Source organism: Alkalilacustris brevis, from assembly GCF_003350345.1.
Taxonomy (GTDB): domain Bacteria; phylum Pseudomonadota; class Alphaproteobacteria; order Rhodobacterales; family Rhodobacteraceae; genus Alkalilacustris; species Alkalilacustris brevis.
Map to the genome: position 1 here is coordinate 22,617 of NZ_QNVJ01000003.1, position 20,204 is coordinate 42,820.

Genomic DNA, 20,204 nt, shown 5'->3' on the forward strand with positions numbered 1-20,204 from the left:
TGTCGCGGCAGCCGCGTGGCCAAGCGCCCGACGCTCAGGCCCCGCCCTTGCCGCCCTCCGGCCCGCCACCCGCTGGGTCCGTGCGCTGGCACCAGCGCAGGATGAAAGGTGCGGTCGAGTTCAGGATGACGCTGCGAAACACCTGATGGAAGGTCACGAAAACCGGGTCCACCCCCAGCACTGCAGCAAGGATGGCCATTTCCGCGATCCCGCCAGGCATCACCGCCAGAAGCGCCACATAAAGCGGTATATCCATCACATGCGAGATGGCCAGCGCAACCAGCAAGGTCCCCGTCAGCAACAGCGCCGTCCCGCCAACCGCATGACGCCCGTAGCTTAGCAGCACGCGCAGCTCGAGCCCGTAGAACCGCGCGCCGATGGTCGAGCCGAGCACGATGAAGGTTGCCGCAAACAGCCAGATCGGCATGACAAGCTGATAGCCCGCCAGGTTCAGCACGGTGGCCAGCATCATCGGCCCCAGCATTTCCGGCACCGGCAGCCGCACCAACCGCCCCAGAAGGTAGGCGGGCACCGCGCCCAGCACGATCCAGGTGTTCTGCCCCACCCAGTCGAACCCGCCATTCATTTGGCCGAGCCCGGCGCCATCGGCACCGATCCAGAAGATGTAAAGCGGCGGCACCGTCATCACCACCAGCGAGACGCGCAAAAGTTGCGAAACCACCGTGCCGGGCACATTGGCCCCGAGTTGCAGCGCCACCGAGGTGATGTTGGCAAGCCCGCCGGGCAGCGAGGCCGCAACCGCCGTCAGCTTGTCGTATCCGGCGGCCTTGCGGTAGTAGATCGCGGCGGCGGTGATCGCCAGCCCCATGCCCACGAACAGAATCAGCAAGCTCAGCGGCCATTGCCCGACCCGCGCAAGCGTGGCGCTGTCGATCGCGGCGCCCAGGATCATGCCGATCGCCATGCGGCTGCCCAGCGTCAGCTTTCCAGGCATCCCCAGGCGGAACCCCGCAATCGAGAGCGTCGCACAACCGAACAGCGGGCCGAGCATCCAGGGCAGCGGAACATTGAGCGCGTTGGCAAGGGTTCCGAAAATCACCCCGACGATGGTCGTGCGCAGCAGGCGTTCCTGCCAGCCTGCCTTCTCGCCCCATATGTCCATATTGTCACGTCCCGCACGGCCCCGGCTGGGATGCGCCGGGATTTGGCAATCAAACAGAACGCGCCCGCCCTCCGGCCCGCGACCGGAAGCGGCCGTACCCGGCTGCGGGCACGGTCGTGACTCGGGCTTTTATCCTGTGCCTCAGCCCTTAAGCGAGGACCGCCGGCTTAGCAAGGTGCGCAGGATCGGAAAAAGGAAGGACAGGATCGCAAGGCCCAGGATGGTGGCGGCAATCGGCCGCGTGAAGAAGATCGACCAGTCGCCATCCGACAGGATCAGCGAGCGGCGCAGATTTGTCTCGATCATGAAACCCAGCACCAGCGCCAGGATCATTGGCGCGGCGGGAAACTCGTAGCGGCGCATGATATAGCCGATCACACCGAACAGAAGCACCAGCCGCACGTCGAACAGAAGGCCGGTGATCGCCATCGCCGCCATGAAGGCCACGCCGGCGATCCCGGTGATCAGATAGGGGCGCGGAATGCGCATCACCATCGCCAGGTAAGGTGTCAGCAGCAGCCCCAGGATCAGCAGCACGACCGCCCCCATCGCCAGCCCGAAGAACAGGCTGTAGACCAGAACGGGTTGCTGCACGAAGATCTGCGGCCCCGGCCGCAACCCGTAAAGCACCATGGCCGCCAGGATCACCGCCGCCGCGCCCGATCCCGGCACCCCCAGCGCCAGCAGCGGCACCATCGCGCCGCCTTCGGTGGCGTTGTTGGCCGCCTCGGGGGCCGCGACCCCCTCATGGGAGCCGTGGCCGAACTCCTCGGGCTTGCGCGAAAAGCGCTTGGCCTCGCTATAGGCGATGAAGGCCGCGATCGAGCCGCCCGCGCCCGGCGCCGTGCCCACCAGCATCCCGATCCCCGACGAGCGCAAGATCACCGGCAGCAACGCGCGGATCTCGGGCCAGCTCGGCAGCTCGCGCGAGAAACTGACCATTTTTTCCTGCACGCCGCCGCGCTGAACCTGCACCAGCACCTCGGCCAGCGCGAAGACCCCGATCATCACGATAAGGAAGTTGATGCCGTCCATCAGCTCGTAGCGGCCAAAGGTGAAGCGCGGCAGCCCGCTGAACGGATCGGTGCCGATGGTCACGATCAGCAGCCCGAACAGCGTGGCAATGGCCCCCTTGAAGATGTTCTTGGTGGCCAGGCTCGCCACCATGCTCAGCCCGAAAATGCCCACTGCGAAATATTCCGGCGCGCTGAACCGCAGCGCGAAGGCCGCCAGCGGCAGCGCGATCAGCGCCAGCAGGATGGTCGACAGGAACCAGCCGATCGACGAGGCGATGCAGATGATCCCCAGCGCCTTGCCCGCCTGGCCCTTTTGCGCCAGCGGGTATCCGTCGAAGAGTGTGGCCGCCCCCGAGGCCGCGCCCGGCGCATGGATCAGGGCCGCCGTCACTCCCCCGCCGAAGTTCTGCCCGCCCCAGAGTCCCAGCATCATGATCAGCGCCGCCGCCGGCTCCATCCCGAAGGTGAAAGGCAGGATCAGGCTGATGCCGATGGCGCCGTTGATCCCCGGCAGGATCCCGGCGACGATGCCGATCAGCACCCCGAGAAACAGGAAGAACAGCGTGTAAGGCGTCATCACGTTGAGGAACGCCTCGCCGATGGAAGCATAGTCGATCATCGTGCTCTCTCACTCCACGCCAGGCGCGCACGCCCCCCCGCCTCAGAACAGCGAGGCCTCGGGCAGGTTCATGTTGAAGATCACCGCAAACAGCAGATAAAGCAGCCCCGTTATGAAAAGGCTGCCCAGCCCGACACGGGTGGGGCGATGCTCGCCCGCAATCCAGATCAGCGCGGCAAATGTCAGCAGCGAGGCCGGGATATACCCCAGCAGCGGCAGGATCAGCGTGTAGATCACCATCACCAGGATGAACCCGATCAGCCGCGCCTCGCCCGCGCCGATGCGCGGGGTGCGCGGTTGCTCGTCACGCGCCGCTTCCTCCCCGGCCATGCTCTGGGCTCCGGGGGCGGAGGATTTGCGCGCGGTGCCGCCGGAGATCTCGATATTCATCAATCCGGTGATGATCAGCCCCGCCGAGGCGAGCATCAACATGCTCGCCACCAGCCGCGGAAAGAAGCGCCCGCCAAGGTTGTCGGTGGCGGTAAAAGCGGGCACCGATCCGGCATACCAGTAGACAAGGGCCCCGATGCAGAAGCAGATCACGCCTGCAATGACATTGGTCCGGTTCATTTTCGTGCGCTCGGCTCGCTTTTTCGGGCGTAAGGGGGGCGCCGGGTCTGCCCGTCATGGTGCGGCCCGACGTCTGCGAAAGGCAAGGACAATCCGTCCGCCCCGGCCCGTTGCGCACCGGCCGGGGCAGCACCCTGTCAGTTCAGGCTTTCGATGAAGCTGCGCAGCTCTTCGTTCGCGACATCGAGATTGGCCTTGAAGTCATCCGGCCCCAGGAAGGCGGGGTTCAGGCTGCCCTCGACCCAATAGGTGTTCCAGGGCTCGTCCTGATAAAGCCCGCCCAGCGCCTCGGCGATGGCCTCGACCAGGTCGGGGTCCATGTTCGGCGGGCCGAAAATGCCGCGGAACTTGTTGGAAACCACGTCATAGCCCACTTCGCTCAGCGTCGGCACGTCCGGATAGGCGTCCAGACGCTCGTCCTGGAACACGGTGATCATGCGCAGGGTGCCATCCTCGAGATGCGTCAGCGCCTGGCCCGGCTCGCCCACCACGGCATCGACATGCTCGCCCAGAAGCGCCAGAACCGCATCGCCGCCGCCTTCATGCGGCACGGTGCGCACCTCAATGTCGGTCGCGGCCATGAAGTTCTGCAGCACAAGCTGGTCGAGCGAACCGGCGCTGCCAATCCCCACGGTCAGGCCGCGCGGATTGGCGCGGGCCTCCTCGAGAAATTCCTCGATGGTCTCGATCGGGCTGTTGCGATGCACATAGAGCGTCGTCGGATCGAGAAACAGCCGCGCGATCGGCGTCAGGTCCTCATAGCTGGGGATACCTTCGGCGCGCAGTGGTGTGATCAGCTGGGTCGGCGTGACCGACAGGAGCGTGTAGCCATCCGGATTGGCCTGCGTGGCCATCCAGGTCATGGCGACCGCGCCCGAGCCGCCCACGCGGTTGTCGACCGTCGTGCTGACACCGAACTTGTTCTCGATGGTGGGCGCAAGGTTGCGCAGCATCACGTCACCGCCGCCGCCGGGGCTGGAATGCGTCACCAGGTTGACCTGCCGTGTCGGCCAGTCCTGCGCGTCCGCCGGCGCCGCCGCCAGACCGAGCGGCACGGCAAGCACACCGGCCAGCAGTGTTTTGAAACCGTTCATTCTTTCCTCCTCCGTTGTCGCCGCGCGCACTGCTTGCCGGAGGATGTCAAACCCCTGGCCGGGCGCGACTCGTTTCATCCCGTGACGGGCCACGGACTCCTGAAACTTATATAAGATATAATTTAAAAGCAATCGCGGATTCATCCACTCCCGCATGGCCGTGCCGCGCCGGGGGCCGGCGCAGTTTCCTCTTCTTGGCCGAAATATCCTCGGGGGGCGCGGGGGGCAGACAGCCCCCCGCTTGCCAGGCCGCGGCGCGCGACCCCGCTCAGGTGCCGCAGAAAGTTTGCGTCACCTGCTCTTCGGGGGCGGGCGGCGCCTTGAGGTCCTCGGCGCCGGGCTGGTCCTCATAGGGGCGGGCCAGTACGTCGCATAACCGGTGAAACGGCGTGAAGTCGCCGCTGACGGCGGCGCCGATGGCCGCCTCGATCCGGTGGTTGCGGGGGATGAAAGCCGGGTTGGCCGCGCGGAGGGCGGTAATGGTCCGGGGCGCCTCGGGGCTGCCGCCCTCCTGCGCCAGGCGCGCGCGCCAGTCCTCTGCCCAGTTGTCGAAGGCCTCCGGCCCGGCAAAGGCGTCGCGCGCGCGGCCATCGGCCAGGCCGCGGAAGCTGCGCGTGAAATCCGCACCCTGCCGCGCCATGATGTCGAGCAGGGCCTCGATCAGGGCGCGATCGCCTTCCTGCGCGCCGGCCAGCCCCAGTTTGGCGCGGAACCGGTCAAGCCAGGCCTCCTGAAAGAGGGCCGGAAACGCGTGAACCACTTCGGTGGCGGCGCCTACGGCTTCCTCCTCGCCCATATCCATCAGGGGCAGCAAGCAGGAGGCCAGCTGGGCCAGATTCCACACCGCGATCTCAGGCTGGCTGGAATAGGCATAGCGGCCATGCCGGTCGATCGAGGAGAACACCCTGTGCGGGTGATACGCATCCATGAAGGCGCAGGGTCCGTAATCAAGCGTCTCGCCGCCAACATGGCAATTGTCGGTGTTCATGACCCCGTGGATGAACCCGAGCGCCATCCATTGCGCCACCAGCCGGGCCTGCGCCGCCACCGCCGCGCGCAGAAACTCCAGCGGGTCATCGGCTTGCGGAAAATGCCGGTCGCGCGCATGGGCATAGAGCCTGCGCAGCGCGTCCAGATCGCCGCGCACGGCGAAATACTGGAATGTCCCCACCCGGATATGGCTCGACGCCACGCGCGTGAGCACCGCGCCGGGCAGGCGGGTTTCGCGGTAGACCCAGTCGCCGGTGGTCACGGCGGCCAGGGCGCGGGTGGTAGGCACCCCCAGCGCGTGCATCGCCTCGCTGACGACATATTCGCGCAGCACCGGGCCGATCCAGGCGCGCCCGTCGCCCGAGCGCGAGAATGGCGTGCGCCCCGATCCCTTGAGCTGGATGTCGCGGCGGCGGCCGCCGCGGTCGATCACCTCGCCCAGCAGCAGCGCGCGCCCGTCGCCCAGTTGCGGCACAAACCCGCCAAACTGATGCCCCGCATAGGCCTGCGCCAGCGGCGCGGCGCCCTCGGGCAGGGCATTGCCGGAAAACATCGCCAGGCCTTCAGGCCCGGCCAGCGCCTGCGCGTCCAGGCCCAGCTCTTCAGCCAGCGCATGATTGAGGCGCACCAGCCCGGGCGCGGGCACCGGCTCGGGTGACAGGCGCGCGTAGAACCGCGCGGGCAGGGCAGCATAGCTGTTGTCGAAGGCGATCTTCAGGCTCATGCAAGGCAGGTAATGCGCAATGAGCCCGGCGGGAAGCCCCCCGCGCAGGATTTGATGGCGGGGACGGGGGGATCGGGTGGTCTCTAACGCAATTTCAAGCCCGCCGGGTTCGCCTGACCTGAAATCGCGACAGGAGATATCGCGCACGGCAGGCTGCGTGGGGGGGGCGGCGCCGAGGTGACGTCAGGCCGCCGGGCGGCCTGAAGAGATGACGCGGCGGGCCTGCGGCCCTTTGCCCCGCGCCAGTGCCTCCGGCGGGGATATTTCCTTCACAGTGAAGAACAGGCGCGCTTTCGGGAGGCGGCGGACGGCGCCGCGCCGATCACCCCGCCGCGCGGGACTGGCGCTTGCGCTCATGCGAGTCGAGGAAGCGCTTGCGCAGGCGGATCGCCTTTGGCGTGACCTCGACCAGTTCGTCATCGTCGATATAGGCGATCGCCTGTTCCAGCGACATCCGCACCGGCGTGGTCAGCCGCACGGCTTCATCGGTGCCCGAGGCGCGCACATTGGTCAGCTTCTTGCCCTTGAGCGGGTTGACCTCGAGATCGTTCTCGCGGCTATGCTCGCCGATGATCATGCCCTCATAGACATCTTCCTGCGCGCCGATGAACATCTGCCCGCGTTCCTCGAGGTTCCACAGCGCATAGGCGACCGAGGCGCCATTCTCCATCGAGATCAGCACCCCCGCGCGGCGCCCCTGGATGGCGCCTTTCCACGGCGCCCAGCCGTGAAAGACGCGGTTGAGCACGCCGGTGCCGCGGGTGTCGGTGAGGAACTCGCCGTGATAGCCGATCAGCCCGCGCGAGGGCACATGTGCGATGATCCGCGTCTTGCCTGCGCCGGCGGGCTTCATCTCGGCCAGGTCGCCCTTGCGGGGGCCGGTCAGCTTCTCGATCACCGTGCCGGTGAATTCGTCGTCCACGTCGATGGTGACTTCCTCGACCGGCTCGAGCCGTTGACCGTTCTCGTCGCGGGTCAGCACGCGCGGGCGCGAAATCGACAGCTCGAAGCCTTCGCGGCGCATGTTCTCGATCAGCACGCCCATCTGCAATTCACCCCGGCCCGCCACCTCGAAGGCCTCGCCGCCGGGGGTATCGCTGATGCGGATCGCCACGTTCGACTCGGCCTCTTTCATCAGGCGTTCGCGGATCACCCGGCTTTGCACCTTCTTGCCGTCGCGGCCGGCAAGCGGGCTGTCGTTGATGCCGAAGGTCACGCTGATGGTGGGCGGGTCGATCGGCTGCGCGGGCAGGGGGGTGTCGATCTCGGGCGCGCAGAGCGTGTCGGCCACTGTCGCCTTAGACATGCCCGCAAGCGTCACGATATCGCCCGCCTCGGCGAGGTCGATGGCCTGCTGGCCAAGGCCGCGGAAGGCCAGCACCTTGGAGACGCGAAACTGTTCGATCCGCGCGCCGTCGCGCGAGAGCGCCTTGAGCGTGTCGCCCGCCTTCAGTTGCCCGGATTCGACGCGACCGGTCAGGATGCGGCCCAGGTACGGGTCGGCCGACAGCGTCGTGGCCAGCATGGTGAAGGGCTCATCGCGGCGCGCCACCTGCGCGGGCGCCGGCACATGGGCGACGATCAGCTCGAAGAGCGCGGTGAGATCCTTGCGCGGGCCGTCCAGCTCGGTATCGGCCCAGCCATTGATGCCCGAGGCATAGAGCACCGGAAAATCGAGTTGGTCGTCATCGGCGCCCAGATTGGCGAAGAGGTCGAACACCTCGTTGAGGGCACGGTCGGGTTCGGCCGCGGGCTTGTCAACCTTGTTGAGCACGACGATGGGGCGCAGCCCCAGCGCCAGCGCCTTGGAGGTGACGAATTTGGTCTGCGGCATCGGCCCTTCGGCGGCATCGACCAGCAATACCACGCCATCGACCATGCTGAGGATGCGCTCCACCTCGCCGCCGAAATCGGCGTGGCCGGGAGTGTCGACGATATTGATGCGCAGATCGCCCCATTCGACGCTGGTGGCCTTGGCCAGGATGGTGATGCCGCGCTCGCGTTCGATGTCATTGCTGTCCATCGCGCGTTCGGCCACCGCCTGGTTCTCGCGGAAGGCGCCGGATTGCTTGAGAAGTTCATCCACCAGCGTGGTCTTGCCGTGGTCGACATGCGCGATGATCGCGATATTGCGAAGGTCCATAAGTCTCTGCCCTGAATGCTGCGCCGCCGCGATAACGGGGATCGGGCCGGATGACCAGCCCTGATCGCGGCGCGCCGGCCATGTTGCGATATATCTGCCGCGGCATTGCCCGGCCGAGATGGCCGATGGCGCGCGCGGCGGCTGGGGCTGCATATGGGGCCTGCGCCGCCCAGGCGCAACCGGTCGCGCTGGTGCAGCGTCTGTTTGACAGTTCGCGCCGCGGCTCGCTAATCTTGCGGGCATGCGCGCGCTGCAGGGTGCCGGCCGGGTGGCTAGCTGCTGGTGGCGCGCGTCGGGGGAGAATTTGTCCTTATGATCGTCTATTCCTACGATCCCTGGCTGGTGGCCGCCTCGGTCGCCATTTCGCTGATGGCCTCCTTCACCGGGCTGTCGCTGACGCGGGGGATCTCGGGGCTGGTGGAAAGCCAGCGCCAGTTGCGGATCATCATGGCCTCGATCGCGCTGGGGGCGGGCATCTGGTCGATGCATTTCGTGGCGATGCTGGCGATGCGCTTTCCGGTGCCGGTGTTCTACGATCTGCTGCAAACAACGGCCTCGGCGCTGGTTGCCATCCTGATGGCCGGTGTGGCGCTGGTGCTGATGCATTTCGGGCCGCGCACCCGGCCCAAGACGGTGCTGGCGGGCGTGGTTCTGGGGCTGGGGATCGCGGTGATGCACTATGTCGGGCTGGGCGCGATGGATGGCTGCCGCCCGGTCTACCGCCCGGCGGGCTTCATCGTGGCAGGCACGCTGGCCGGGGCGATGGGGGTTGCCGCCATTGCCATTGCCTATGGCCAGCGCAGCGCGCGCAACACCGCGTTTGCCACGCTGGTGTTCGGGGCCTCGGTGGTGGTGGTGCATTTCAGCGCGATGCACTGGACCGATTTTGTCGAGGCCTCGCGCCGCACGCTCGAGGCGCCGGCGATGAGCAATGCGGAAATCGCGCTGGTCGTGCTGCTCTCGGGGTTTGTCATCTCGGGCGCGTTCCTGCTTACCGCGGCAAGCGTGCTCAACCGCCCGATGGCGCAGGGGGCGGGCGATGCCCCGGTCGCAGGCGAAACCCCGTCGCCCGCCGCGCAGCCCACGTCCAGGGCCACCGCCCCGCGCGTGCCGTTCGAGCGCGATGGCGCCACCTATTTTGTGCCTGCGCACATGGTCGCGGCGATCCGCGCCGAGGGGCATTACAGCGTGGCCTACACAGCCGAAGGACGGGTGTTCTGCCCCTGGTCGATCTCGCAGGCTGAGGCGCGTCTGCCAGCGCCCTTTCTGCGTGTGCACCGCAGCTATCTGGTCAATACCGCGCATGTCACCGGCTTCGAGCGGCGCAAAGATAACGGGGTCTGCCTGATGGAGGGCACGCCGGGGCTGGGCAAGGTGCCGGTGGCGCGCGCCCGCATTTCTGCCGTGCGCGAGGCGCTGGGAATCTGACCTGGCCGGCCTGTGCAGCGCACGCATTTCGTGCAGCACAGGCGCATTTCGTGAATGAACCGCCGCAGCCTGTGCGGCAGATCTGCACGCGCTCCGGCAGGCGCCTATGCCTCGTGACCGGAAATGCGGCAAAACGCCGCCGCGTGGGAGGAGCCAGATGATACCACCAGCCTTTGATTACCACCGGCCCGAGAGCCTCGACGCCGCGCTCAAGCTTCTGGGTGCGCATGGCGACGAGGCGCGCGTGCTTGCCGGGGGGCACAGCCTGATCCCGATGATGAAGCTGCGCATGGCTGAATTCGCGCATCTGATCGACTTGCAGGCGATCGAGGATTTGCGCGACATCGCGGTGGGTGACACCATCCGCATCGGCGCGATGACGACCCAGGCCGAGCTGCTCGATCATGCCGGCCTGGCCGAGGCCGCGCCGATCCTGAGCGAGGCCGCGATGCAGATCGCCGATCCGCAGGTGCGCTACATGGGCACGATCGGCGGCAATGTGGCCAATGGTGACCCGGGCAACGACATGCCCGGCCTGATGCAGTGCCTTGATGCCACCTATACGCTGGCCGGGCCCGACGGTACCCGCGATGTGTCTGCGCGCGACTTCTACGAGGCCGCCTACATGACCGCGCGCGAGGATGACGAGATCCTCGTGGCGATCAGCTTTCCGCGCCACGCGCCGGGCTACGCCTATGAAAAGCAGAAGCGCAAGATCGGCGATTATGCCACCGCCGCGGCGGCAGTGCTGATCGAAGCCGAAGGCGGCAAGGTGAAAAGCGCCTCGGTGGCGATGACCAACCTTTCGGATGTGCCCGTCTACAGCGAGGGCGCGGGCGCCGCGCTTCTCGGCACGGCCTGCGACGCGGCGGCGCTGGATGCCGCCGTGATCGCGATGCTGGGCGATATCGACCCGATGGAAGACAACCGCGGCCCCGTGGCCTTCAAGCAGCATGTCGCGGGGGTGATCCTGCGCCGTGCCATCGAACGTGCCTGGAAACGGGCCTGAGGGAGGGGACCCCATGAGCAAGATGCATTTGAAACTCAAGGTCAACGGCCAGGAGGTCGAGACCCTCGCCGAGCCGCGCGAGCTGCTGATCCATGTGCTGCGCGAAAAGCTTGACATCACCGGGCCGCATATCGGCTGCGAGACCAGCCATTGCGGCGCCTGCACCGTGGACATGGACGGCAAGTCGGTGAAATCCTGCACCGTCTTTGCGGCCCAGGCCCAAGGTGCGCAGATCACCACCATCGAGGGCATTGCCAACCCCGAGGGCATGCATGTGCTGCAGGAGATGTTCCGCGAGCATCACGGGCTGCAATGTGGCTTCTGCACGCCGGGCATGATCACGCGCGCCTGGCGGCTGCTGCAGGAAAACCCGAACCCGACCGAGGAGGAGGTACGCTTCGGCATGTCCGGAAACCTCTGCCGCTGCACCGGGTATCAGAACATCGTCAAGGCCGTGCTTGCTGCCGCGTCCGAGATGAACTCCGCGAAGGAGGCCGCAGAATGAACGAGATGACACCAACCCGCGAAGAGCGCGTCGCCAACCTCAAAGGGATGGGCTGCGCCCGCAAGCGCGTCGAGGATGCGCGCTTCACCCAGGGCAAGGGCAACTATGTCGATGACGTGAAACTGCCCGGCATGCTGTTTGGCGATTTCGTCCGCTCGCCCCACGCCCATGCCCGCGTGAAGTCGATCAATACCGAGGCGGCGCTGGCGCTGCCCGGTGTCGTGGCGGTGCTGACCGCCAAGGATCTGGAGCCGCTGGGCCTGCACTGGATGCCCACGCTCGCGGGCGACAAGCAGATGGTGCTGGCCGATGGCAAGGTGCTGTTCCAGGGCCAGGAAGTGGCCTATGTGGTGGCCGAAGACCGCTACATCGCCGCCGACGCGATCGAACTGGTCGAGGTTGAATACGAAGACCTGCCGGTGATCACGGACCCGTTCAAGGCGCTGGAAGAGGGCGCGACGGTGCTGCGTGAGGATCTGGAGGGCCAGACTGAAGGTGCCCACGGCCCCCGCCGCCATCCCAACCACATCTTCCTGTGGGAACAGGGTGACAAGGCGGCCACCGAAGAGGTGATCGCCGGCGCCGAGGTGGTGGCCGAGGAAATGATCTATTACCACCGCACCCACCCGTGCCCGCTCGAGACTTGCGGCTGCGTGGCCTCGATGGACAAGATCAACGGCAAGCTGACGCTCTGGGGCACGTTCCAGGCACCGCATGTGGTGCGCACCGTGGCTTCGCTGCTGTCGGGGATCGCCGAGCACAACATCCGCGTGATCTCGCCCGATATCGGCGGGGGCTTCGGCAACAAGGTGGGCGTGTATCCGGGCTATGTGTGCTCCATCGTGGCCTCCATCGTCACCGGCAAGCCGGTGAAATGGGTCGAGGACCGGATGGAGAACCTGATGGCCACCGCCTTTGCCCGCGACTACTGGATGCAGGGCAAGATCGCCGCCACCAAGGAGGGCAAGATCACCGGCCTGTGGTGCCACACCACCGCCGACCATGGCGCGTTCGATGCCTGCGCCGACCCCACCAAGTTTCCCGCCGGGTTCTTCCATATCTGCACCGGCAGCTATGACATTCCGGTGGCCTGGGTTGGCGTGGACGGGGTTTATACCAACAAGGCGCCGGGCGGCGTGGCCTATCGCTGCTCGTTCCGGGTGACGGAAGCGGCCTATTTCATCGAACGCATGATCGAAGTGCTGGCTTTGAGGCTGGGCATGGATGCCGCCGAGCTCAGGCGCATCAACTTCATCCGCAAGGACCAGTTCCCCTATCATTCGGCACTGGGGTGGGAATACGACTCGGGCGATTACCACACTGCCTGGGACAAGGCACTCAAGGCCGTGGATTACGAGGGGCTGCGCCGCGAGCAGGCCGAGCGGCTGGAGGCGTTCAAGCGCGGCGAGACCCGCAAGCTGATGGGTATCGGGTTGAGCTTCTTCACCGAGATCGTCGGTGCGGGCCCGGTCAAGAACTGTGACATCCTCGGGATGGGCATGTTCGACAGCTGCGAGATCCGCATCCATCCCACCGGCAGCGCCATTGCGCGGCTTGGCACGATCAGCCAGGGGCAGGGGCACGCGACGACATTCGCGCAGATCCTGGCCAGCGAGACCGGCATCCCTGCCGACATGATCACCATCGAGGAGGGTGACACCGACACCGCGCCTTACGGGCTGGGCACCTATGGCTCGCGCTCGACCCCGGTGGCGGGGGCGGCCACGGCGCTTGCGGGCCGCAAGATCCGCGCCAAGGCGCAGATGATCGCGGCCTATCTGCTGGAGGTGCATGACAACGATCTGGAATGGGATGTGGACCGTTTTGTCGTCAAGGGCGCGCCGGAGCGGTTCAAGACCATGGCCGAGATCGCCTATGCCTCGTACAATCAGGCGATACCGGGGCTGGAGCCGGGGCTCGAGGCGGTCAGCTATTACGACCCGCCCAACATGACCTACCCGTTCGGCGCCTATATCTGCGTCATGGATATCGACGTGGACACGGGCGAGGCCGCGATCCGGCAGTTCTATGCGCTCGATGATTGCGGCACCCGGATCAACCCGATGGTGATCGAGGGCCAGGTGCATGGCGGGCTGACCGAGGCGCTGGCCATCGCCATGGGGCAGGAGATTGCCTATGACGAAATGGGCAACGTCAAGACCGCCACGCTGATGGATTTCTTCATACCCACGGCCTGGGAGACGCCCAACTACACCACCGACTGGACAGAGACGCCAAGCCCGCACCACCCGATCGGCGCCAAGGGCGTGGGCGAAAGCCCCAATGTCGGCGGGGTGCCGGCGTTCTCGAACGCGGTGCATGACGCGTTCCGTACCTTCGGGCTGACACAGGCGCATATGCCGCATGACCATTGGCGGATATGGAAGGTCGCCAGTGATCTGGGGCTGCATGGCTGACGGGAGAAGGGCCGCTTTTGCACCTTGCGGCGCAAAAGCGGCCTGCGCGGCGGGTGCGGCTGCGCCGCGGGCACGGGGCCCGCGGCTGGCCGCTGCCTTCGGCGAGGATATTTTGACACAGTGAAGGGCGGGTTCGAGCCATGCCCGGATGTGGCGCGGATCGTCAATGGAGTGGACGCGATGGAGTGGCAGCGGCTGAAGGAGGGGCTGGCGGGGGCGAAATATGTCGCCTCGGACGATCTGGCCATGGCGCTGCATCTGGCGATGAAGCTGGAGCGGCCGCTCCTGCTGGAAGGGGCGGCGGGCGTGGGCAAGACCCGGCTGGCGGCAGCGCTGGCCGAGCTGCTGGGCACGCGGCTTATCCGGTTGCAATGCTATGAGGGGCTGGACGCGGCGCAGGCGATCTATGAATGGAATTACCAGCGCCAGCTTCTGGCGATCCGCGCGGGTGCGGAGCGGGGCGAGGCCGGGCCGGAGCTGGAGGCGCGGATCTTCTCGGAGGAGTATCTGCTGGCGCGGCCCTTGCTGGAGTCGCTGCGCGAGGAGGTCGCGCCGGTTCTGCTGATCGACGAGCTGGATCGCGCCGACGAGGCCTTCGAGGCCTATCTGCTGGAGATCCTGTCGGAGTTTCAGGTGACGGTGCCGGAACTGGGCACCATCCGGGCGCGGGCCCGGCCGCATGTGATCCTGACCTCGAACGCCACGCGCGATTTGTCGGACGCGTTGCGGCGGCGCTGCATTTATTCCTTCGTGGATTATCCCGAGCGCGAGGCGGAGATCGCCATCCTGCGCGCGCATCACCCCGAGCTGGAGTTGCGGCTGATGGGGCAGATCGTGGCCTTCGTGCAGGCACTGCGGCGCGAGCCGCTGGAAAAGGTTCCCGGCGTGGCCGAGATGCTGGATTTCGCCGCCGCCCTGGGCGGGCTGGGGGTGAACGACCTGAGCGCCGACCCGGTGGCGGTGCAGGCGGCGCTGGTAACCCTGCTCAAGACGCAGGCGGACCGGGCTTCCGTGCCGCGCGAGGTTGCCGAGCGGCTGGCGGGAAAGGCCGCGTGATGCGCGGGGGCGTCGCCGCATTTCCCGCGCGCGAGGGCGGCCCGGCCGGGCGGGTGGCGGGCTTCATCGCGCATCTGCGGGCCAATGGCATGGCGCTGGGTCCCGGTGAGACACGGGCCGCGTTGCAGGCGCTTTCGCAGGTCAGCGCGGGCGACAGCGGCGAGGTGCGCGCGGCGCTCAAGGCGCTGTGCTGCGGCACGCGCGAGGAGTTCGCGCGCTTTGATGACCTGTTCGCCGCCTATTGGTTCAACCGCGGGCGGGAGCGCGCCCGCCCGGCAGGCGCACCAAAGCACCAAACGACGCGGCGGCGTGCGCGGCTGGAGCCGCTGGCGCCGCAGGCCGCGGATGCCGCGGGCGAGGCCGAGCGGCCCGATGCCGGCAAGTCGCGCGAGGGCGAGATGGACCAGCAGGGCGAGGGGCGGCTGATCGCGGCACGGATGCGCAATCTGGCGCGCGTCGATCTGCGCGAGCTGGTCACGCCCGAGGACATCGCCGAGGCCGAGCGTGTGGCCGAGCGACTGGCGCGGGCCATTCGCGACCGTCGCAGCCGGCGGCGGCGCGCGGCGGCGCGCGGGGTTCGGCTCGACATGCGCCGGATCATGCGCAGCGCCATCGCCACCGGGGGCGAGCCCTTGCGGCTGCACTGGCGCAGGCGTGTCGAGCGCCCCGCCCAACTGGTGGCGATCTGCGATGTCTCGGGGTCGATGTCGGTCTATGCGCGGGTGTTCCTGGCGTTTCTGCGCGGGCTGACGGGGGCCGACGCGCGCACCGATGCCTATCTGTTTCACACCCGGCTGGTGCGCATAACCGATGCGTTGCGCGACCGCGACACCCTGCGCGCGGTGAACCGGCTGTCGCTGCTGGCGCAGGGGTTTGGTGGCGGCACGCGGATTGGCGGCAACCTGGCGGCCTTCAACCGCGCCTACGCGCAGCGGCTGGTTTCGGGGCGCTCGGTGGTGATGATCCTGTCTGACGGATATGACAGCGACCCGCCCGAACTGCTTGCCCAGGAATTGGCGCGGCTGCGCAAGCGCGGCTGCCGGATTGTCTGGCTCAACCCGCTGAAGGGCTGGAAGGATTATGCGCCGGTCGCGGCGGGCATGGCCGCGGCGCTGCCGCATCTTGATCTGTTCGCCGCGGCCAACACGCTTGAGGCGCTGGCCGCGCTGGAACCTGAATTCGCGCGACTGTGAGGGTAAGCCGATGACAAGCAACGATATTCACGCGCTTGTGTCGCATCTGAAAGCGGCGGAAGAACCTTTCGCCCTGGCCACGGTGGTGCGCACGGTTTCGGTCACGGCGGCCAAGGCGGGCGCCAAGGCGGTGATCCGCGCCGATGGCACGATCACCGGCGGCTGGATCGGCGGCGGCTGTGCGCGTGGCGCGGTGGTCAGGGCGGCGCGCGAGGCGCTGGAAGACGGCAACCCTCGGCTGATCTCGGTGCAGCCCGAGGATGTGCTTGCAGCCGAGGGCCTGCGACCGGGAGACACCCGCGATGGCATCCGTTTCGCCCGTTCGATGTGCCCCAGCCGCGGCACGATGGATGTGTTCATCGAGCCAGTGCTGCCGCACCCTGAGTTCGTGGTGCTTGGCACCAGCCCCGTCGCGCTGGCCCTGTGCGATCTGGCGCCGCGCTTCGGTTTCGAGGTGACGGCCTGCGCGCCGCCCGGAGATGCAGGCACCTTTCCCGAAGGCGTGCGCCGGATCGAGGGCTACGCGCTGGAGGCCGCGCCGGCGCGGCGGCGCTTTGTCGTGGTGTCGACCCAGGGGCGCGGTGACGAGGCGGCGCTGCGCGCGGCCCTGGCGGCCGAAGCGGCGTATACTGCCTTTGTCGGCAGCCGGGCCAAGATGGCGGCGCTGCGCGCAAGGCTGGCGGAATCGGGGATCGAGACCGCGCAGATGGAACGGTTGCGCGCCCCGGCGGGCCTTGACATCGGGGCGATCACGCCCGAAGAAATTGCCCTGTCGATCCTGGCCGAAGCCGTTGCCTGCCGGCGCGAGAGCCAGCGCGAGACGCCGGGGGTCGCTTCTGCGGGGCGCAAGGATGAAGAGGAGGCGCCGTCATGCTGAAGCGTCTCCTGCGCGGGCTCTGGCCCGCCAGACCGCCCGAAACGCCGCCAATTGACCGGGCAGAACTGATCTGCCGTGTCAAATTTCCCTGCTGCTGAGGAGAGACCAAGGAATGGAACTGAGCGAAGAAATCACCATCCCGGCGCCGCGCGACCGCGTTTATGCCGCGCTGAACGACCCCGAGATCCTGCAGGCCTCGATTCCCGGCTGCGAAGAGCTGATAAAGCATTCCGATACCGAGCTTGAGGCCAAGGTCGTGCTCAAGGTCGGGCCGGTGAAGGCGCGTTTCGGGGGCAAGGTCACGCTCGATCGGTCGAAAGCGCCCGATGAGTTCTCGCTCTCGGGCGAGGGTTCGGGCGGGGCGGCCGGTTTTGCCAAGGGGGGCGCGGTGGTCCAGCTTGAGGATCGCGGCGCGGAAACCCTGCTGCGCTATGAGGCGCGCGCCGATATCGGCGGCAAGATCGCCCAGCTGGGCAGCCGGCTGATCACTGGCACGGCCAAGAAGCTTGCGGCGAAATTCTTCACCAACTTCTCCGAGCAGGTGGCCGCGCGCGAGGCGAAGGACGGCTGACTTCGCAACAGCCGCGCGCGGTTGACCGGGCGGGTGCAGCCACCGGGGCGCGCGCGCGGCGCATTTCGCTTCAAGCGGCGCGAAACCTGGCCTACCCTGCGGCCATGCGCGGCGACGACTCGATCCATGACAGCGGCTATTCCTGGCTCAGGCTGGGCATCACCCTGGCGATTGCCACCGTGGGCAATGTCGGGATGTGGTCGATCATCGTTCTGATGCCCGCGATCGAGGCGGAGTTCGAGTTGGCCCGCGCCGGGTCATCGCTGGCCTATACCGCGACGATGCTGGGCTTTGCGCTGGGAAATCTGCTGATCGGGCGCGCGGTGGACCGTTTCGGGATCACCCCGGCCCTGTGCGGCGCGGCCGGGCTGATCGCGCTTGGCTACGGGCTTGCGGCGCTGAGCGGCGGCATCGTGATGCTGTCGCTGATGCAGTTCGTCATCGGGCTGGGCACGGCGGCGGGGTTCGGGCCACTGATCGCTGATATCTCGCGCTGGTTCGCCCGGCGGCGCGGGCTTGCGGTCGCGGTGGCGGCAAGCGGCAACTACCTGTCGGGGGTGATCTGGCCGATGCTTCTGGCGGGCGTGCTGGCCGAGCATGGCTGGCGCGCCGTCAACCTGGTGCTGGCGCTGGGGATCCTGGGTCTGATGGTGCCGCTGGCGCTGCTGCTGCGCCGACGGCTGCCCCATGATGCCGATGCCCGCGCCGCCGCCATGCCGGGGCTGCGGCGGCGGGTGGCGGAGTTGCGCCCGAGAGTGTTGATCATGGCGCTGTCGCTGGCGGCGCTGGCCTGCTGCGTGGCCATGTCGATGCCGCAGGTGCATATCGTCGCTTTCTGCGTCGATCTGGGTTACGGCCCGGCGGTGGGGGCCGAGATGCTGTCACTGATGCTGCTGGGGGGCGTGGCCTCGCGGCTGGTGTCGGGGCTGTTGGCCGACTGGCTGGGCGGGGTGATGACGCTGCTGATCGGCTCTACCCTGCAAATGGTGGCGCTGTTTCTCTACCTTCCCTTTGACGGGCTGGTCTCGCTCTATGTAGTGAGCCTGATCTTCGGGCTGGCGCAGGGGGGAATCGTGCCCAGCTATGCGGTGATCGTGCGCGAATATCTTCCCGCGCGCGAAGCCGGGGCAAGGGTCGGGCTGGTGATGATGGCGACGATCCTGGGCATGGCCCTTGGCGGCTGGATGTCGGGCTGGATCCACGATCTGACCGGTTCCTACAGCATGGCGTTTCTCAACGGGATCGCATGGAATTTCCTCAATATCGGGATCATGCTGGCGATCCTGCTGCGCAGCCGCAGCCCTGGCGCGCCCTCGGCAGGCCAGCCGGCACAGGCCACTGCCGCCTGAGGCGCATGTTGCCCCTGGGGTTCCGCATTTTCGTAAAACGACATTTTTTTGGGCGCTTTGCGCAAAATCTATACAACTTTCCGCGCGCGCAGTGTAGCAGGCGGGCAGGGGGCGGTCTGTCGGCTTGGCGGATCGTCCCCTTGCTACATGTGAGGAGAGCTGAATTGGTTACAATCGACGAAAAGCTGGAACCCGTCCTCAACGAGGTTCTGCGCCGCAATGCCGGCGAAAAAGAATTCCACCAGGCGGTGCGTGAAGTGCTGGAAAGCCTTGGGCGGGTCGTTGCCAAGCACCCCGATTATGCCGATGACGCGCTGATCGAACGTATTTGCGAACCAGAGCGGCAGATCATCTTTCGCGTGCCCTGGGTCGACGACAAGGGCCAGGTCCAGATCAACCGCGCCTTTCGCGTGCAGTTCAACTCGGCGCTGGGGCCTTACAAGGGGGGGATCCGGTTTCACCCGTCGGTCAACCTTGGCATCATCAAGTTCCTCGGCTTCGAGCAGATTTTCAAGAACGCGCTGACCGGAATGCCGATCGGCGGCGGCAAGGGCGGATCGGATTTCAACCCGCGCGGCCGCTCGGATGGCGAGGTCATGCGCTTTTGCCAGTCTTTCATGACCGAATTGCACCGCCATATCGGGGAATATACCGATGTGCCCGCGGGCGATATCGGCGTGGGCCAGCGCGAGATCGGCTACATGTTCGGCCAATACAAGCGCATGAGCAATCGCTATGAATCGGGCGTGCTCACCGGCAAGGGCCTGCGCTGGGGCGGTTCGCGCGTGCGCACCGAGGCCACGGGCTACGGCACGGTCTATTTCGCGCAGCGCATGCTGGAAACCCGCGGCGAGGCGCTGGAAGGGCGGCGCGTCGTTGTTTCGGGCTCGGGTAATGTGGCGATCTATGCGATGGAAAAGGCGATCGAGCTTGGCGCCAAGGTCATCGCCTGTTCGGATTCGGGCGGCTATGTCGTCGACGAGAACGGCATCGACCTTGATCTGGTCAAGGAGATCAAGGAAGTGCGCCGCCAGCGGATCAGCGAATACGCGCGCCAGCGCGGCGAAGGCAGCCATTATGTCGCCAAGGGCAGCATCTGGGATGTGCCTTGCGAGGTGGCGCTGCCTTCGGCCACCCAGAACGAACTGAACGGCAAGGCCGCCAAGACGCTGCTGGCCAATGGCCTCGTTGTGCTGGCCGAGGGCGCGAACATGCCCTGCACCCCCGAAGCAGTGCGCGTGTTCCAGGAGGGCGGGGTGCTCTTTGCCCCGGGGAAGGCCGCCAATGCCGGCGGTGTGGCGACCTCGGCGCTGGAGATGCAGCAAAACGCCTCGCGCGATTCCTGGAGCTTCGAGCAGACCGAAGATCGCCTTGCCCGCATCATGACGCGCATCCATGACCGCTGCGCCGAAACCGCCGAGGAATACGGAACCCCCGGCAATTACGTCCTGGGTGCGAATATCGCGGGCTTCGTGCGGGTGGCCGAATCGATGCGCGCGCTTGGCGTGATCTAAGCGTCT

At 66.9% G+C, this 20,204-nt stretch carries 16 protein-coding genes; 10 read left to right on the forward strand and 6 right to left on the reverse strand.

What is annotated here, in order from left to right; translation table 11 throughout:
* Positions 1-34 precede the first annotated feature (34 nt).
* From DQ229_RS00215 to typA, 6 genes are all read right to left on the reverse strand, one after another.
* Positions 35-1,123, reverse strand: a complete 1,089-nt coding sequence (locus tag DQ229_RS00215; RefSeq protein WP_114964265.1) for an AbrB family transcriptional regulator — start codon at positions 1,121-1,123, stop codon at positions 35-37.
* A gap of 141 nt (positions 1,124-1,264) precedes the next feature.
* Complete coding sequence (locus DQ229_RS00220; RefSeq protein ID WP_114964266.1) at positions 1,265-2,758, reverse strand: tripartite tricarboxylate transporter permease; 1,494 nt, start codon at positions 2,756-2,758, stop codon at positions 1,265-1,267.
* Positions 2,759-2,800: 42 nt separating this feature from the next.
* The gene (locus DQ229_RS00225) at positions 2,801-3,328 is read right to left on the reverse strand and encodes a tripartite tricarboxylate transporter TctB family protein (RefSeq protein WP_114964267.1); all 528 of its coding nucleotides are present in this window, start codon (positions 3,326-3,328) and stop codon (positions 2,801-2,803) included.
* Between the two features lie 137 nt (positions 3,329-3,465).
* The gene (locus tag DQ229_RS00230; protein ID WP_162300705.1) at positions 3,466-4,422 is read right to left on the reverse strand and encodes a Bug family tripartite tricarboxylate transporter substrate binding protein; all 957 of its coding nucleotides are present in this window, start codon (positions 4,420-4,422) and stop codon (positions 3,466-3,468) included.
* A gap of 268 nt (positions 4,423-4,690) precedes the next feature.
* Entirely contained in the window at positions 4,691-6,136 is a 1,446-nt protein-coding gene (locus DQ229_RS00235) for a protein adenylyltransferase SelO (RefSeq protein WP_114964269.1), read from the reverse strand.
* 322 nt (positions 6,137-6,458) lie between these two features.
* Positions 6,459-8,279 (reverse strand): translational GTPase TypA, encoded by a 1,821-nt coding sequence (gene typA / locus DQ229_RS00240; protein ID WP_114964270.1) that lies wholly within the window; start codon positions 8,277-8,279, stop codon positions 6,459-6,461.
* Between the two features lie 312 nt (positions 8,280-8,591).
* On the opposite strand from typA, the gene DQ229_RS00245 reads away from it, so the two are divergent.
* From DQ229_RS00245 to gdhA, 10 genes are all read left to right on the forward strand, one after another.
* The gene (locus DQ229_RS00245) at positions 8,592-9,707 is read left to right on the forward strand and encodes an MHYT domain-containing protein (RefSeq protein ID WP_114964271.1); all 1,116 of its coding nucleotides are present in this window, start codon (positions 8,592-8,594) and stop codon (positions 9,705-9,707) included.
* A gap of 157 nt (positions 9,708-9,864) precedes the next feature.
* A complete protein-coding gene (locus DQ229_RS00250; RefSeq protein ID WP_114964272.1) occupies positions 9,865-10,716 on the forward strand; it encodes an FAD binding domain-containing protein in 852 nt (283 codons plus the stop codon).
* A 13-nt stretch (positions 10,717-10,729) separates the two neighbouring features.
* The gene (locus tag DQ229_RS00255; protein WP_114964273.1) at positions 10,730-11,221 is read left to right on the forward strand and encodes a (2Fe-2S)-binding protein; all 492 of its coding nucleotides are present in this window, start codon (positions 10,730-10,732) and stop codon (positions 11,219-11,221) included.
* A complete protein-coding gene (locus DQ229_RS00260; RefSeq protein ID WP_114964274.1) occupies positions 11,218-13,638 on the forward strand; it encodes an aerobic carbon-monoxide dehydrogenase large subunit in 2,421 nt (806 codons plus the stop codon). Before DQ229_RS00255 ends, DQ229_RS00260 begins: the two co-directional genes overlap by 4 nt.
* A 180-nt stretch (positions 13,639-13,818) precedes the next feature.
* Positions 13,819-14,694: an AAA family ATPase gene (locus tag DQ229_RS00265; RefSeq protein WP_114964304.1), complete on the forward strand. Its 876-nt coding sequence runs from the start codon at positions 13,819-13,821 to the stop codon at positions 14,692-14,694.
* Positions 14,694-15,887, forward strand: a complete 1,194-nt coding sequence (locus tag DQ229_RS00270) for a vWA domain-containing protein (protein ID WP_114964275.1) — start codon at positions 14,694-14,696, stop codon at positions 15,885-15,887. Before DQ229_RS00265 ends, DQ229_RS00270 begins: the two co-directional genes overlap by 1 nt.
* Before the next feature lie 10 nt (positions 15,888-15,897).
* Positions 15,898-16,764 (forward strand): XdhC family protein, encoded by an 867-nt coding sequence (locus DQ229_RS00275; protein WP_114964276.1) that lies wholly within the window; start codon positions 15,898-15,900, stop codon positions 16,762-16,764.
* A 112-nt stretch (positions 16,765-16,876) separates the two neighbouring features.
* Entirely contained in the window at positions 16,877-17,335 is a 459-nt protein-coding gene (locus DQ229_RS00280) for an SRPBCC family protein (RefSeq protein WP_114964277.1), read from the forward strand.
* Positions 17,336-17,439: 104 nt separating this feature from the next.
* A complete protein-coding gene (locus tag DQ229_RS00285) occupies positions 17,440-18,684 on the forward strand; it encodes an MFS transporter (protein ID WP_114964278.1) in 1,245 nt (414 codons plus the stop codon).
* A gap of 164 nt (positions 18,685-18,848) precedes the next feature.
* Positions 18,849-20,198: an NADP-specific glutamate dehydrogenase gene (gene gdhA / locus DQ229_RS00290; protein ID WP_162300706.1), complete on the forward strand. Its 1,350-nt coding sequence runs from the start codon at positions 18,849-18,851 to the stop codon at positions 20,196-20,198.
* Positions 20,199-20,204 lie beyond the last annotated feature (6 nt).